Origin of the sequence: Klebsiella sp. HMSC09D12 (genome assembly GCF_001808475.1) — a bacterium.
In the GTDB taxonomy this organism is placed as follows: Bacteria; Pseudomonadota; Gammaproteobacteria; order Enterobacterales; family Enterobacteriaceae; genus Klebsiella; species Klebsiella oxytoca.
On record NZ_KV793474.1, the window covers coordinates 108,334 to 122,572 of the forward strand.

Annotated in this window: 11 protein-coding genes and 1 pseudogene; 3 read left to right on the forward strand and 9 right to left on the reverse strand. The window is 61.0% G+C overall.

Translation table 11 applies throughout. The features are described 5' to 3' along the window. Positions 1-237 precede the first annotated feature (237 nt). Positions 238-2,259, forward strand: a complete 2,022-nt coding sequence (locus tag HMPREF3178_RS13195; RefSeq protein WP_085955742.1) for a TonB-dependent siderophore receptor — start codon at positions 238-240, stop codon at positions 2,257-2,259. A gap of 146 nt (positions 2,260-2,405) precedes the next feature. On the opposite strand, the gene HMPREF3178_RS13200 is transcribed toward HMPREF3178_RS13195, so the two are convergent. The 7 genes and pseudogenes from HMPREF3178_RS13200 to HMPREF3178_RS13230 form a co-directional block, all read right to left on the reverse strand. Next, positions 2,406-3,194 (reverse strand): ABC transporter ATP-binding protein, encoded by a 789-nt coding sequence (locus HMPREF3178_RS13200; RefSeq protein WP_004102846.1) that lies wholly within the window; start codon positions 3,192-3,194, stop codon positions 2,406-2,408. Beyond that, on the reverse strand, positions 3,188-4,183 hold the full coding sequence (locus tag HMPREF3178_RS13205; RefSeq protein WP_004113547.1) for an ABC transporter permease: 996 nt from the start codon (positions 4,181-4,183) through the stop codon (positions 3,188-3,190). The genes HMPREF3178_RS13200 and HMPREF3178_RS13205 overlap by 7 nt, the downstream gene beginning before the upstream one ends. Next, positions 4,164-5,201, reverse strand: coding sequence for an ABC transporter substrate-binding protein (locus HMPREF3178_RS13210; RefSeq protein ID WP_017145713.1), 1,038 nt, complete (start codon positions 5,199-5,201; stop codon positions 4,164-4,166). The genes HMPREF3178_RS13205 and HMPREF3178_RS13210 overlap by 20 nt, the downstream gene beginning before the upstream one ends. Further along, positions 5,198-6,172 (reverse strand): ABC transporter substrate-binding protein, encoded by a 975-nt coding sequence (locus HMPREF3178_RS13215; protein WP_017145712.1) that lies wholly within the window; start codon positions 6,170-6,172, stop codon positions 5,198-5,200. Before HMPREF3178_RS13215 ends, HMPREF3178_RS13210 begins: the two co-directional genes overlap by 4 nt. Before the next feature lie 11 nt (positions 6,173-6,183). Next, on the reverse strand, positions 6,184-7,329 hold the full coding sequence (locus tag HMPREF3178_RS13220) for an acyl-CoA dehydrogenase family protein (RefSeq protein WP_004102852.1): 1,146 nt from the start codon (positions 7,327-7,329) through the stop codon (positions 6,184-6,186). Then, a pseudogene (locus tag HMPREF3178_RS13225) lies at positions 7,307-8,411 on the reverse strand (LLM class flavin-dependent oxidoreductase). The gene HMPREF3178_RS13220 and the pseudogene HMPREF3178_RS13225 overlap by 23 nt, the downstream one beginning before the upstream one ends. Positions 8,412-8,556: 145 nt before the next feature. After that, a complete protein-coding gene (locus HMPREF3178_RS13230; RefSeq protein ID WP_004102856.1) occupies positions 8,557-9,450 on the reverse strand; it encodes a LysR family transcriptional regulator in 894 nt (297 codons plus the stop codon). Positions 9,451-9,557: 107 nt separating this feature from the next. On the opposite strand from HMPREF3178_RS13230, the gene HMPREF3178_RS13235 reads away from it, so the two are divergent. Together HMPREF3178_RS13235 and HMPREF3178_RS13240 are read left to right on the forward strand one after the other, a co-directional pair. After that, on the forward strand, positions 9,558-10,154 hold the full coding sequence (locus HMPREF3178_RS13235) for a cysteine dioxygenase family protein (RefSeq protein ID WP_004102858.1): 597 nt from the start codon (positions 9,558-9,560) through the stop codon (positions 10,152-10,154). Between the two features lies 1 nt (position 10,155). Then, on the forward strand, positions 10,156-11,736 hold the full coding sequence (locus HMPREF3178_RS13240) for a rhodanese homology domain-containing protein (RefSeq protein ID WP_017145710.1): 1,581 nt from the start codon (positions 10,156-10,158) through the stop codon (positions 11,734-11,736). 187 nt (positions 11,737-11,923) lie between these two features. Here HMPREF3178_RS13240 and HMPREF3178_RS13245 read toward each other — a convergent pair whose 3' ends face one another. Both HMPREF3178_RS13245 and HMPREF3178_RS13250 read right to left on the reverse strand, forming a co-directional pair. Beyond that, positions 11,924-13,327 (reverse strand): CBM96 family carbohydrate-binding protein, encoded by a 1,404-nt coding sequence (locus HMPREF3178_RS13245; RefSeq protein WP_017145709.1) that lies wholly within the window; start codon positions 13,325-13,327, stop codon positions 11,924-11,926. Positions 13,328-13,407: 80 nt separating this feature from the next. Next, a complete protein-coding gene (locus HMPREF3178_RS13250) occupies positions 13,408-14,145 on the reverse strand; it encodes a purine nucleoside phosphorylase YfiH/LACC1 family protein (protein ID WP_004102865.1) in 738 nt (245 codons plus the stop codon). Positions 14,146-14,239: the final 94 nt, after the last annotated feature.

The window sequence follows — 14,239 nt, forward strand, 5'->3', positions numbered from 1 at the left end:
TGGCGCGCGTTACGGCGTAAAAAACAGCCAGGTTTATTTTCCAGGGCAATGATTTTATTGGCTTTACCTCACCGCAAAGGCGAGGTTCGTTCACGAGAAACAACAATGACTCCATTAAATGTCCCTTCTTCGGCATTAAAAGGGCGTGCGCTTTTTTCACTAATTTTTTTCACCTCACCGGGATTATTGGCAGCGGTTAATAGCGCCGATACAACAAAAAAAACCGCCGACGAGACCATGACGGTCGTGGCCGACGGCAGCAGGCAAAGCGCCACTAACGGTTATCAGCCGGTCAATACGTCAACCGCTACCCTGACCTCCATGCCGATGCTGGATATTCCTCAGGTCGTCAATACTGTCAGCGAACAGGTGCTGCAGGATCAGCACGCGACGAACCTCGATGAAGCGCTGTATAACGTCGCCAACGTGGTGCAAACCAATACCCTCGGCGGAACCCAGGATGCCTTTACCCGCCGCGGCTTCGGCGCTAACCGCGATGGTTCAATCATGACCAACGGCTTGCGCACCGTACTGCCGCGCAGTTTTACCGCCGCCACCGAACGCGTCGAAGTGCTTAAAGGCCCGGCCTCAACGCTGTACGGTATTCTCGACCCCGGCGGATTAATCAACGTGGTGACCAAACGCCCGGAGCGCACTTTTGGCGGCTCTGTTTCCGCCACCTCCACCAGCTTTGGCGGCGGTACCGGCCGATTTGACGTCACCGGCCCCATTGACGGGACGCCGCTGGCGTATCGGGTGATTGGCGAATATCAGCATGAAGATTACTGGCGTAATTTCGGCAAAGAGAAGAGCAGCTTTATTAACCCCTCTCTGACCTGGTTCGGCGAGCGGGGGACGGTGAACGTGTCATATTCGCACCGTAACTACAGTACTCCCTTCGATCGCGGCACCATCTTCGATCTGAACACCGGTCATGCGGTGAACGTCGATCGTAAAACCCGTTTTGATGAACCGTTTAATATTACCGACGGTTATTCCGATCTCGCGCAGCTGAATGCCGAATACCGTCTCAGCGACGCCTGGACCGCCCGCTTCGACTACAGCTACAGCCAGGATCATTACAACGACGATCAGGCCCGGGTAATGGCCTACGACTCGGCGACCGGCAACCTGACCCGCCGCGTCGATGCCACACACGGTTCAACCCAGAAAATGCACTCTTCGCGAGCGGATTTACAGGGTAACGTGGTTATTGGCGGCTTTTACAACGAGATCCTCACTGGTCTGGCCTATGAGAATTACGATCTGCTGCGCACCGATATGATCCGCTGTAAGAACGTCAAGGGTTTCAATATCTATAATCCGGTCTACGGTACTGTTGGCAAATGCTCCAGCGCTTCGGCATCCGACAGCGACCAGCGCATTCAGCAGGAGAGCTACGCGGGCTACGTTCAGGACGCGCTCTATCTTACCGATAAATGGATTGCCGTTGCCGGAGTGCGCTATCAGTATTACACCCAGTACGCCGGTAAGGGCCGCCCGTTTAACGTCAATACCGACAGCAGCGACCAAAAATGGACGCCGAAAGCGGGCCTGGTTTATAAGCTGACGCCGTCCGTTTCGTTGTTCGGTAACGTAGCGCAGTCGTTTATGCCGCAGTCCTCTATCGCCAGCTATATCGGCAACCTGCCGCCGGAAGAGTCCACGGCGTACGAGCTGGGCGCAAAGTTTGAGCTGTTCAACGGCGTCACCGCCAATATTGCGCTGTTTGATATTGATAAGCGCAACGTTCTCTACACGGAATCCGTGGGTGATGAAACCGTGGCGAAAACCGCCGGTAAGGTGCGCTCTCGCGGCGTCGAAGTCGACGTGGCCGGATCCTTGACCGATAACCTGAGCGTCATCGCCAGCTACGGCTATACCGATGCGAAGGTCACCGACGATCCGGATTACAAAGGCAAACCGCTGCCGAACGTGCCGAAACACACCGGTTCGCTGTTCCTGAGCTATGACATTCATAACGTCTACGACAGCAATACGCTGACGGTGGGCGGCGGCGGTCGCGCGGTGAGCAAACGTTCCGGGACCAACGGCGCGGATTATTATCTGCAGGGCTATGCGGTGGCGGATGTGTTTGCCGCCTATAAGATGAAGCTACAATATCCGGTCACCCTGCAGGTTAACGTGAAGAACCTGTTCGATAAGACCTATTACACCTCCTCCATCGGCACCAATAACCTCGGTAACCAGATCGGCGATCCGCGGGAAGTGCAGTTTACGGTGAAGATGGATTTTTAAGCCTCATCCCTGTCCCGGATCGCGGCGCGCGGCGCCTTATCCGGGCTACCACACCATAGCCCGGGCAAGGCGCGGCCCTACCGCGCCGCTCCCGGGACTACCCGCCGAACGGTCAGAATGAGCACGCCCCCGGTTAGCACGTTGCCTTACCAATCCTCTCCCTGGCCAAGAATACGCAGAATATCCTGACGATGCTGCAGCAGCAGCGGATTGTCGCGATGGCGAGGATACGCCAGCGGCAGCGCAAACTCGGCGATAATCCGCCCCGGCCGAGGCGACATGATTAACACCCGATCGCACAGTAGCAGCGCCTCTTCGATATCGTGAGTGACCAGCAGGCTGGTATAGCCCTGCTGCTGCCACAGGGCGATCAGCTCCCGCTGCATGCTGATGCGGGTAAGCGAATCCAGTTTGCCCAACGGTTCGTCGAGCAGCAGCAGACGCGGTTCATTCAGCAGCGCGCGCGCCAGCGCCGCACGCTGCGCCATCCCGCCGGAAAGCTGGCGCGGCAACGCCTCACTAAACGCCTGCAGACCCATTCGCGCAATCAGCGCGTCGGCCTTTGGCTCAAGCCCCTTTTTCCCCTGCGCCTGCGGCCCCAGCAGCACGTTTTGCCGCACCGTCAGCCACGGATAAAGGGTCGGGTCCTGAAACACCAGTATTCGCTCGGGCCCCGGCCCGCCCATCGCCGCCTCATCAATCTGAATTTGCCCGGCCTGCTGCGGCTCCAGTCCCGCCAGCAGCCGCAGCAGAGTGGATTTACCGCAGCCTGAAGGGCCGAGCAGCGCGACGCTTTCTCCGGGCCGCAACTGCAGGCTGATATTCTCCAGCACCGGCACCGTCCGTTTGCCGAGGGTAAAAGCATGATGCAGATGGCTTATCGACACCGCCGCGCCGGTCGATGCCGCCTGAGAAGTGGCGTTCGCGGTTACCATTGCATCCCTCCCCGCTGCCAGCTCAGCAGCCGGTCGCGCACCATAAACAGCCCGCTAATCAGGCCGGAGCAAAGCAGCGCCATCACCAGCAGCGCCGCGTACATATTGGGATAGGCCGCCCAGCCCTGCGCCCACTGCAGATAAAAGCCGATCCCGGATTTCACGCCGACCATTTCGGCGACAATCAGCACCGAAAACGACGCGCCCAGCCCCATAAACAGGCCGACAAAAACGTTCGGCAAGGCGGCGGGGATCGCCACGCGCAGGATCAGGAAACGCTGGCTGGCGCCCAGGGTGCGCGCCACGTCATACCACGCCTTATCGATGCCGATAACCCCGGACCAGGTCAGCACGGTCACCGGGAACCAGGTGCTGAGCGCGATCAGAAACACGCTTGCGCCAAAGCTGGAAGGGAAGATAAACAGGCACAGCGGCAGCAGCGCGGTGGACGGCACCGGCCCCAGCAGACGCAACACCGGATGCACCCAGTAGCCGATCCGCTGGGACCAGCCGATCGCCAGCCCGCTGATAAAACCGCAACTGGTGCCCAGCAGCACCCCGAGCCCGAGCAGCCCCAGCGAATGCAGAAGGCTATCGAGCAGGCGCGGCCAGTCATCGTGCAGCACCTCAATCAGCGCCTGCGGCGGCGCGAAAAACGGCACCGGCAAAAATGCCGTCTTTGCCGTCAGCCCTTCCCACAGCGCAAAGAGCAGCGGCAGCAGCGCCAGCCACTTTCCGGCATGCTGCAGACGCGTCCCCCGCTGCCGCCAGTAGCGGTAGCTCAGCGCCAGCACCAGCAGCCCGCCGCCGAGGGTGAACTGCGCCAGCGCCCACCCTTCGCTAAACGGCCAGCGCCGCCCGGCATCGGGCCATGCCAGCGTATACAAGCCGCCCAGCAGCCACAGCGCGGCGGCCAGCCAGCCTTCCGTCCACCGCGGCCTGCCGCTTGCCGGGCGCGCCAGCGCCCGTTCAGGCGAAAACGTTGACATAAATGCTCTCCGCAAACTGATGGGGATCGGTTCCCGGTTTAATGACCTGCACCCGCTGAAGATCCACCGCGTACTGGGTCAGCTCTTTAACAAACGCTTCGCCCACCGCGTGATGACCGTGCCCCTGGCCGTGGAGAATGCCGCTGACCTCCGCCTCATTGGTATTCAGCGCATGGGCGAGGAAGGATTGCGCCACGCTCTCCGGGTGCGCGGCGGCATAGCTGTGCGCCTCAAGAATCGCCTGGGTGAGCGCGGCAGCGGCCGGTTTATGATCGCGCGCCAGGCTACCGCTGACCCCCAGTACGCAGCAGCTCAGCCTGGCATAATCGCCGGTCATATTGCTGGCGATAAGCTGATATTTACCGGTGTCCAGCAGACGATAGCTAAAGGGTTCGCTACCGCTGATGGCGGCGATTTCGCGTTTATCCAGCGCCACGCTGAGCAAATCCGCCGGATAGACTTTCCACTGCACATCGCTTATCGGATCGATACCGTGGCGCTTAAGCAAGATGGCGAAAAAGTTTTTATCCGGCCCGGCCATATCGGTGACGCCGATGGTTTGCCCCTTCAGGCTCTCCAGGCCGCCGAACGGCGAGTTTTTCGCCGTCAGCAGGTTCAGGCAGCCGCCGTGGGTTCCGGCGGTGAGCTTCACGTCGAAGCCCTGCTCCAGCGCCTTCAGCCAGCGCAGCGCCATCCCGACGCCAGCGTCGGCCTTGCCGGTGGCAATCGCCTCCAGCAGCACGTCCGTCGAGTTGCCGAAGTTAACGAACTCCACGTCGAGATTGTAGTTACTGAAGATCTTCTGCTGCTCGGCGACGGCGACTGGCGCCAGGCACACCGCGCTTTTGTTAATCGCCAGCTTGATTTTGTACGGCTGCGCCAGGCGCAGGGCCAGGTGTTCCTCACCGCTCGCCATGGCCGCCATATCGTGAGCCCAAAGCGGCAGGGATGCGCCGGCCAGCGCAAGGCTGCCGGTCAAGCGTAAGAAACGACGGCGGGAAAAAGCAGAGGTTATCATGGCGTCGCCTCCGCATGGGCCTGCGCGGCAGGCACGCTAAAGCCGTTATCAAACGTCGGCGTCACGTCCAGCTTCGCGCGGATCAGCCCGTTGGCGAGATAAAAATCCGCCGTCGACTGCTGCTGGGCGACCGTCTTCGCGTTCAGAGGCTGCCACTGCGACTGGCGATTGGCAAACTGCGCGCGGGCGATATCCGCCGGGAAGCGAATAATCTCCCCCAGGGTTTTACCGTAGCTATCGAGATTGGCATACGCCCAGCGCTCGGCGCCGGCCAGGCGATTGAGGTAATCCTGCAGCGCCGCGCGCTTCTGCGGGTCCTTCAGGGTATCATCGGTTGCCGCCAGGAAGGTGTTGCCCGGCAGCAACCCTTTGCCGCTGACCAGGATCTGCCCCTCGGCGGTCTTCACCAACTGCGTGGTGTACGGCTCCCAGGTCGCCCAGGCATCAACCGAACCGTTGAGCAGCGCCACTTTGGCGTCCACCGGACCGAGAAACACCCACTGCACATCCTTTGGCGAAATTCCCGCCTGCTCCAGCGCTTTCAGCGCCACAAAGTGGCCAATCGATCCTTTACCGGTAGCGATGCGTTTGCCTTTTAAATCCGCGGCGCTTTTCAACGCGCTGCCGGGCGAGACCAGCACCGCGGTGCCGGCCGGGTTGCTTTTATCGACGGCGATGGCTTTAACCGGCGCGCCGTTAGCCAGCGCGAACAGCAGCGGCGCATCGCCGATTATCCCCGCATCCACCGCCCCGGCGTTAAGCGCTTCCGCCAGCGGCGCGGCGGCCGGAAACTCGGCCCATTTAATCTCATATGGGAGATTCTGCAGGGCGTTGGCGGCCTCCAGCTGCGAACGCATGCCGCCTTTTTGATCGGCAATTCGCAGGGTGATTCGCTCCTCAGCCGCCGCATAGCCGCTGAGGACCAGCAGCATGATCGCGCCGCCTAAAGCGGTAACATTAAATCTGCGCATGAGAATTATCCTTATTTTTGAAAAGCGTATTTGCCGGCCGCCAGCCACGCGCTGTCGCTCTGCGGGGTGTGTACCCGTCCGCACAGCACGTTACGATAGTGGCGTTCCAGAGGATTTTGCCGACTCAGGCCATGGTTGCCGGTGAGCTCCAGCGCCAGGTTTACCGCCTGAATGGCGTTGTCGGTAATCGTGACTTTCGCGAGATTCGCCTCAATGGCGGAAAAGCCCAGCTGCGCGGCCTTTTCCAGCAGACTGCGATTGACCAGTAGCCAGCCGTCAATCTGGCCGACTTTTTCCTGCACCCGCGGCAGGCTGGAAAGCGGTTGCCCAAGGCTCCCCGGGATACGCGTACCCAGCCAGGACACCAGCCAGTCGCGGGCCGCCCGCGCGATGCTGTCGTAAATTGCCGCCAGTAGCGCCGTGTGGCGGTTGGCAAACAGGCGAAACTGTTCAGCATCCGGCGCGGGAGGCGCATCGGCAGCCCATACATCCACCGCGTGATCGGCGGCCACCTGCACGTTGTTGAGCACCACTTCATGGCTGCCGGTTGCCCGCATTCCGCCGTGGTCCCAGCTTTTGACGACGCTAATACCGTCACTTTCGCGCGGCACCAGCCAGGTGCCGACCAGCGGCGGAGCGTCGTCGCTGCGGCCCCAGATGGCCAGCCAGCTCAGCCCTTCAATACCGGTGGTATAAATTTTATGGCCATTAATCTGCCACCCTTCCGCGCGGCGGGTCGCCACGGTTTGCGGCAGGCCGCCGCGCGCCGGAGAGCCCAGTTCCGGCTCCACGCGCAGGCTGTTGATCAATCCTCCCCGCTCAACGGCATCGTGAAAAACCCGCTGGCGCAGCGGCTCGGACCAGTTCTCGTTTTCCGCCAGCCGCAGATGATGCAGGTACTGCATGCAGACGATCAGCGCCGTCGCCGGTTCGCCCCAGGCAATAGCGGCAATAGCCTGCTGGAGCCTGGGAAGATCGGCACCTGCCCCGCCGTACTGCAGCGGTACGGCGAGGCTTAAAAAGCCGCGCTGGCGCAGACGGTCGATATTGTCGCGGGGAAAGTCGCCGCTGGCGTCGAGGCTGGCCGCCTGCTCCGCCATCAGGTGGCGAATCTCCGCGAGCCGTCGCGCCCACTCATCGGTAGCCGGATGTTTCACGATGCGCGCTCCGCCGCGGCGCGCAGGGCCGCTTTTTCGCGGGCGATCGGCAGCAGCGCTTTACCGTACTCCTGGGCATCGTTGAGCGGATCGAATCCGCGGATCAGGAAGTTGCGCACGCCGAGGTCGTAATAATCGAGCAGCGCGTCAGCAACCTGTTCCGGAGTGCCTACCAGCGCGGTAGAGTTGTGGCCGCCGCCCACCAGCTGCGCAATTCCGGTCCACAGACGTTTATCTACCACCTTGCCCTGCGCTGCGGTGGCCCGTAGACGCTGCGCCCCGACGCTGTCGGGCTTGGCTTTGAAGCCGTCCCCGCTCTGCGCCGCCCGTTCGGTGGCGACGTGCAGAATATGCTCGGCTTTTTCCCAGGCCTCAGCTTCGGTCGCGGCGATAATCGGCCGGAACGAGACGCTGAAGTCGATTTCTCGCTGATGTTTCGCCGCCTCGGCCCGCACGCGCTGGATGGTTTCCTCGGTTTGCGCCAGCGACTCGCCCCACAGAGCGAAAACATTGGCGTGTTTGCCGGCCACGGCGATAGCGGCTTCCGACGAGCCGCCGAAGTAGAGAGGGATATGCGGTTTTTGCAGCGGGCGTATCGCCGACCACGCCTGTTCCGCCTGATAAAAGTCATTGGCGATATCCACCGGCTGTTCGGCGGTCCATACCTTGCGGACGGTCTCAAGGAAGGCATCGGTACGCGCATAGCGCTGGTCGTGATCGAGATAATCGCCGTCGCGGCGTTGTTCGGCGTCATTGCCGCCGCTGATGATATGCACAGCCAGCCGTCCGCCCAGCAGATGTTCAAGGGTAGCGAACTTACGCGCGGCGAGGGTCGGCGAGACAAAACCGGGACGATGAGCCAACAGGAAGCCGATCTTTTGCGTCGACAGGCCCGCCAGCGCGGTCACCAGAAATCCGTCGGGTTGATCGGACCAGTGGCCTACCAGCAGGCGGTCAAACCCGGCGGCCTCGTGGGTTTGCGCGAAACGCACGATGTAATCGCGGTCAAAAATGGGGCCGACCGGGGCGATGGTTTCCGACGACAGGCGGTGGCCGATCATGCCGAGAAATTGAATGCTCATGCAGAACTCCTTGTAGCAGGATAATGAGTGGGCCGCCGCGGCGGCGCGTTTTCATTACCCTATACACGGGCTCTTAATGAACAAAATGCATTTTTATCATATCTTAATATGCAAGATAAGCATTTATAAAAATTATATATACGTTTCAGCCAGATACGTTTAGCTGCTGAACGACTTTGCCGGCGAAAAAAGTCAGCGGCTGGCTCAGATTAGCCAGATTCTGCGCGTGAACCAGCCACAGATGCACCTCGGGCTGGAAATCCGCCAGCGTCAATATTGTCACCTCATCGCGCCACGGGCTGGCGGCCAGCGCGGCGCGCGGGACCAGGCCAAGCCCCAGCCCTTGCGCCACGAGGCTGATTTGCAGCTGAGCGCCGGCGGTCTCAACATTCAGCGCCAGACGCAGCCCCTGGGACTGCAGCTCGCGAATCAGCCCGGCCCGCAGGCCGCAGCCGTCGGGATTAAGCACCCAGCCTTTTTCCGCGCAGTCGCGCAGCGCCCCGGCGTGAAGACGCCAGCTTTTGGCCGCAATCACCGCAATATCCAGCGGGCACAGCAAGCGCCCGCCGTAGCCCTCAGCAAAGCGTTGCTGTTCCGGCCCCATCGCCAGCACGCCGTCCAGCTCGACGCTTTCAAGGCGCTTTTGCAGCAGCCCGCTCCAGCCGCAGGTCACCTGCGGTCTCAGGGCGGGAAACTGCTGGCGCAGCGCGGTCAGCGCCGGCTGCAGCGCAATTTCCGCCACGCTCTGCGGAACCCCGAGACGCAGGATGCCGTGCGGCTCGGCCTCGGGGTCGAGCAGGCCGTACAGCTTTTTGGTCTCCCGCTTGATGCTCAGGCACTGCTCGTAAACCCGGTGCCCGGCGGCGGTCAGGGTGAGCGGCCGGGTCTGACGCTCCAGCAGCGTCACGTTGAGGGTTTGCTCCAGTCGCTGAAGTCGGCGGGTTATCGCCGATTGGGTAATACCGAGATATTCCGCGGCCTGATTAAGCGAGGAGAACTGCACGGTGGCCAGCAGTGCGTCAATGTCATCGATGCGCATAGCGTCCTTAATGTGATTTTTGCATATTAATATATGCGGAAATTGCATTTTAATTATATTAACGCCTTTGCTAGCGTAAAGACCAGTCCCGACAACAGGAAGCAACCATGACCGCACCGCGAGTGGAAAAATTACGCCAGTTTATTCAGGACCTTGATGCCCTGCATCGCGAATTTGCCGATGAGCCAGCCCTGCTTGACGCCGTGGCTCAGCGCCTGGCCACGCTGGTAAAAAAAGATGACTGGCTGCCGGAAGAGTACACCCTGCCGCACCCCCACCACTATCAGCAGTATCTACTGCATGCCGATTCCGGACAGCGATTTTCCATCGTCAGCTTCGTCTGGGGGCCTGGGCAATCGACGCCGATTCACGATCATCGGGTGTGGGGCGCCATCGGCATGCTGCGCGGCGCGGAGGAGAATCAGCGCTACCGCCTGGACGAGCGCGGCCAGCCGGTGGTCAGCGGCGTTGCCGAACGCCTCTCCCCTGGTGAAGTAGAAAAAGTCTCTTCCCGCGATGGCGATATTCACCGGGTGAGCAACGCCCTCGCGGATAGCGTCTCGATCAGTATTCACGTTTACGGCGGCAATATCGGCGGCGTCAGGCGCGCGGTTTATACCCCGGAAGGCCTCGTCAAACCTTTTGTCTCCGGTTACTCCAATCGCCACTTGCCCAATATCTGGGATCTCTCAAAGGATAATTAATATGCCCATCTGTTCTTATCGCCCGACCGCTCAGCTGCGCCAGGCGCTGCTTGACGGCGCGGAGCTGGCGCTGATCGATGTTCGCGAAGAGGCCGACTTTGCCCGCAGCCATCCGCTGTTTGCCGCTAATCTGCCGCTCAGCAAACTGGAGCTGGATGTTTTTCGACGCGTGCCGCGCCTGACGACGCCGATTACCGTCTATGACGGCGGCGAAGGTCTGGCGGAGCGGGCCGTCGAGCGCCTGCAGAGCTGGGGTTATCAGGATGTCGCGCTGCTGGAAGGCGGCCTCTCGGGGTGGCAACGCAGCGGCGGGGAGCTGTTTCAGGACGTGAATTCGCCGAGTAAAGCGTTCGGCGAGCTGGTAGAGAGCGAGCGGCATACCCCCTCGCTGAGCGCCGGGGAAGTGAAGGCGCTGCTCGAGGGTCAACAGGAGGTGGTGGTCGTCGACGCGCGCCGTTTCGATGAGTATCACACCATGAATATTCCCGGCAGCATCAGCGTGCCCGGCGGGGAGCTGGCGCTGCGCATCGAGGGCCTGATTCCGTCACCGCAGGCGACGGTGATCGTCAACTGCGCGGGGCGCACGCGCAGTATTATCGGCACGCAGTCGCTGCGCAACGCCGGTTTGCCCAATCCGGTCTACGCGCTGCGCAACGGCACCATCGGCTGGACCTTAGCCGGGCTTGACCTTGAGCGCGGCCAGCAGCGCCGCTACGATGCCGATTTTCGCGCCTCAGTCGAACGCGCGACGGCGGTGAGACAGCTGGCGGAGCGCGCCGGCGTCGCCTTTATAGACACCGCAACCCTTCAGCGCTGGCTGCGGCAGCCCGCGCGTACGACTTACCTGTTTGACGTTCGCAGCCCGGAGGAGTACGCCGCAGGCCATCTGCCGCTGAGCGTTAGCGCGCCCGGCGGGCAGCTGGTGCAGGAAACCGACCATTTCGCCAGCGTGCGCGGAGCGCGGATTGTGCTGATTGCCGATGACGCGATACGCGCGCCGATAACGGCGTCCTGGCTGGCGCAGATGGGGTGGGAAGTGGCGGTGTTAAATGATGCGCGCCCTGAAGACTTTAGCGAGCGCGGTACCCCCGCGGCCAAAGTACCGCCGGGGCCGCAGGCGGAGGAGATTTCGCCACAGCAGTTAGCGGAACAGCTGCGGGTACCCGGCACCGTGGTGCTGGACTTCACCACCAGCGCCAACTATGTCGCCCGGCATATCCCGGGCGCTTACTGGCTGGTTCGTTCGCAGCTGCGCCAGGCGCTGGAGGTGATACCGCAAGGAGAACGTTACGTTGTCACCTGCGGCAGCAGCCTGCTGGCCCGCTACGCAGTGCCGGAGGTAGCGGCTTTAACCGGTAAACCGGTGCAGCTGCTGAGCGGCGGCACCCTGGCGTGGATTGATGCCGGACTGGCGTTGGAGCATGGCGAGACGCATCTGGCGACGCCGCGCAGCGATCGCTATCAGCGCCCATATGAAGGTACCGATAACTCCCCGGCGGCAATGCAGGCCTACCTCGACTGGGAGTTCGGCCTGGTTGAACAGCTGGCGCGCGATGGTACGCACGGGTTTACGGTATTGTGATTTCCCCCGCTCGCGCTGCGCTTAGCGGGGCTACGGGCCCCTGTACTCTGCTCCCGGGGGCGGCGCTAAGCGCCTGCCCGGGCTACAGGTTCACCGCCATCTGCCATCCCGTAGCCCGGACAGATGCGCAGCATCGCCTCCGGGAATTCATGCCGCGCTGTACTCTGCTCCCGGGGTATAGCCACGATCAGGTCTCCGGCGTATTTTTAAAGCCCATCAGCATCAGCATCGGCTCCTGCTGCGACCCCGCGGGATCGAAATGATAGCGGTTGCCCTGACGGTCTCCGCCGATATACCACGAGATCTCGGTTTTGCCCTCAGCCAGCGCCTTGCGCACCGCTTTATCAACATCGATCGTCCGGTATTCACGCTTTGAATTAAGATACAAAACCCCATCTGAGCTGTAGTTGCAGGACGGACGATGATTCCAGGTCACGCTGTTTGCGCTCCAGTCGTTGCTCGCCGGATAGAGGAAAATCTGATCCGCGCCGTTGGTTTCCACTTTTCCACCGTAGATCCGCAACTGATATTTAAACAGCGAAGCGTCCTGACCCTGCGGCAGCGGCGGGATCGGGAATTTCACCAGCGTCATGGTTTCCGGGTTATGCGTGCGCCCGCCGTTTTTCCAGTTATCGCTGACCACCAGATTTTCCGGAGCGGCATGGGTCACCGTCGGCTCGGTGCTGTCCACCAGCGCGTTCTCCTCTACCGTGGAGAAGCCATAAGGCACCGCGCTGCCGCAGTCGATCCCCTTATTCATGCAGCGCTCGGTCATATAGTGCGCTGCCTCAACCGTCCAGCCGTTCATGAAATCCGCGTGCGCCGTATAGATGCTGCCCCAGCGCTCTTGACGCTTGTCGCCGTCCATGACCGGATCCATCGAAAGCTGAATTTTTGCCGTATCCAGCGTTTTTATCTGCGGCAGAACGTATGCCACGTTCATGTTTACGGTCGGAATTTTCACCGGGTAATCGCCTGGACAGGCGCCATTGACGTCGTATGTCGCGTTACTGTGGCCGTGCGTCGGTTTCAGGTTGACGCCATCCCAGCAGTTGGGGAACTGGATACCGATATTAAACTGTACCGCATCCCCCGCTTTGCGCAGCCCGCAAATCTGATCGGCCTTATTGGTATAGCCATTGCCGTTGGCGCAGAGAAAGGTAATGCGCGAACTGGGAGCAGAACCGTGATGATCGCCCGCCAGCAGTTCGAGACCGGCCGGGAACGGATGCAGCGGATGCTGTTCGACTTTGCTGGTCTGGTAGTAGGTTTTTTGATAGGCCGGCGCGACCACCTGACCGTCAGGCAGCTTCAGCGATGGCGCCCAGTAGGCGGAGCTGTCGGCTTTGTTATCGCAGGTGGTTTCCGGCTGGTCGCGCAGCGTCTGATAGGTCGACACTGCGTCAGTATGGGTGTTGCCAAAAAAATCATGCCACATAGCCTGATTCGGTTTGCCGAACATCATAATGGCGTCATCGCCCAACGTATGGTGATAAGCGCAGACCACGTGGGCCTGCGGGCCGGCATGAGCAGAAAACGCGCCGGCGGCCAGCAGCGGCGCAAGAGTTAAAGCGAACGGGTTCAATTTCATTTTGCAATCCTCCTTGTTTGAAGGAGTGCAGAGATAGCAAACGCCCGCCGATGTTACACATCATCAAATATCATTTCGTCTCATCGGCCCGCACTATCAGGTTCGCGCATGATCCATGAGTACTGAAATGACTTTGGCGCCGGGAAATGCGTGCGCCGACGAAACGACCCCAGCAGCTGCGGCGTGCAGTAGGTACAGCTCCCCAGCCACTCCATGTTTTCTTCCGGCACCCCCGCGCTGCGCAGCAGGAGATGGGCAAAGGCCCGCAGATCGAACCAGACATTGTCGTCAGCGGTCGCTTGCGCCTGCTCCCCCACTGACGCCGCCTGATGGGGCAGGAAGAGCTGCTCCCGATGGCGCTTTGCCAGCTCGCCTGCGGGCATTGCCAGCAGAGCCTGATAGAAGTCGGCGGTGACTTCGTAGCAGCAGGCGTGAATATGCGGCCCGCTCACTACCACCAGATCTTGCGGGGCGACGTGATAACGCTGAAACAACGCCAGGCTATTTTCAATAATTCCGCTGGCCGCGCCGCGCCAGCCTGCGTGGACGCTACAAATATAGCGCCCATCGCGCGACGCCATCAGCAGCGGCAGACAGTCGGCGGTCACTACCCCTATCTTTTGTCCGCTGACGGCGGTAAACATCGCATCGGCATGGGGTCGCTCCGCCTGCGGCGCCAGATACTCATGCACGATGTTGCTGTGAACCAGTTTAACCGGCGCCATTTCGCTATAGGGAAAGGCGGCGGTTTCATGGACGTCGAGAAAGGCATACCGGATGCCGGGGATAGTGCTCAGTAAGCGGGAGGTAAAAGACATGATGCCCGGAAGAATCAATGGATGATGATTTAACCTATGCTAAAGTAGAGAGATGCGCAAGGCGAAGGACAGCGCCCCGGCTCGCGCTGCGCTT

Bases quoted from the DNA above. Each gene is read 5' to 3' on its own strand.
- HMPREF3178_RS13195 (WP_085955742.1), top strand. From the start codon at position 238: ATGACGGTCGTGGCCGACGGCAGCAGGCAAAGCGCCACTAACGGTTAT.
- HMPREF3178_RS13200 (WP_004102846.1), bottom strand. From the start codon at position 3,194: ATGGTAACCGCGAACGCCACTTCTCAGGCGGCATCGACCGGCGCGGCG.
- HMPREF3178_RS13205 (WP_004113547.1), bottom strand. From the start codon at position 4,183: ATGTCAACGTTTTCGCCTGAACGGGCGCTGGCGCGCCCGGCAAGCGGC.
- HMPREF3178_RS13210 (WP_017145713.1), bottom strand. From the start codon at position 5,201: ATGATAACCTCTGCTTTTTCCCGCCGTCGTTTCTTACGCTTGACCGGC.
- HMPREF3178_RS13215 (WP_017145712.1), bottom strand. From the start codon at position 6,172: ATGCGCAGATTTAATGTTACCGCTTTAGGCGGCGCGATCATGCTGCTG.
- HMPREF3178_RS13230 (WP_004102856.1), bottom strand. From the start codon at position 9,450: ATGCGCATCGATGACATTGACGCACTGCTGGCCACCGTGCAGTTCTCC.
- HMPREF3178_RS13235 (WP_004102858.1), top strand. From the start codon at position 9,558: ATGACCGCACCGCGAGTGGAAAAATTACGCCAGTTTATTCAGGACCTT.
- HMPREF3178_RS13240 (WP_017145710.1), top strand. From the start codon at position 10,156: ATGCCCATCTGTTCTTATCGCCCGACCGCTCAGCTGCGCCAGGCGCTG.
- HMPREF3178_RS13245 (WP_017145709.1), bottom strand. From the start codon at position 13,327: ATGAAATTGAACCCGTTCGCTTTAACTCTTGCGCCGCTGCTGGCCGCC.
- HMPREF3178_RS13250 (WP_004102865.1), bottom strand. From the start codon at position 14,145: ATGTCTTTTACCTCCCGCTTACTGAGCACTATCCCCGGCATCCGGTAT.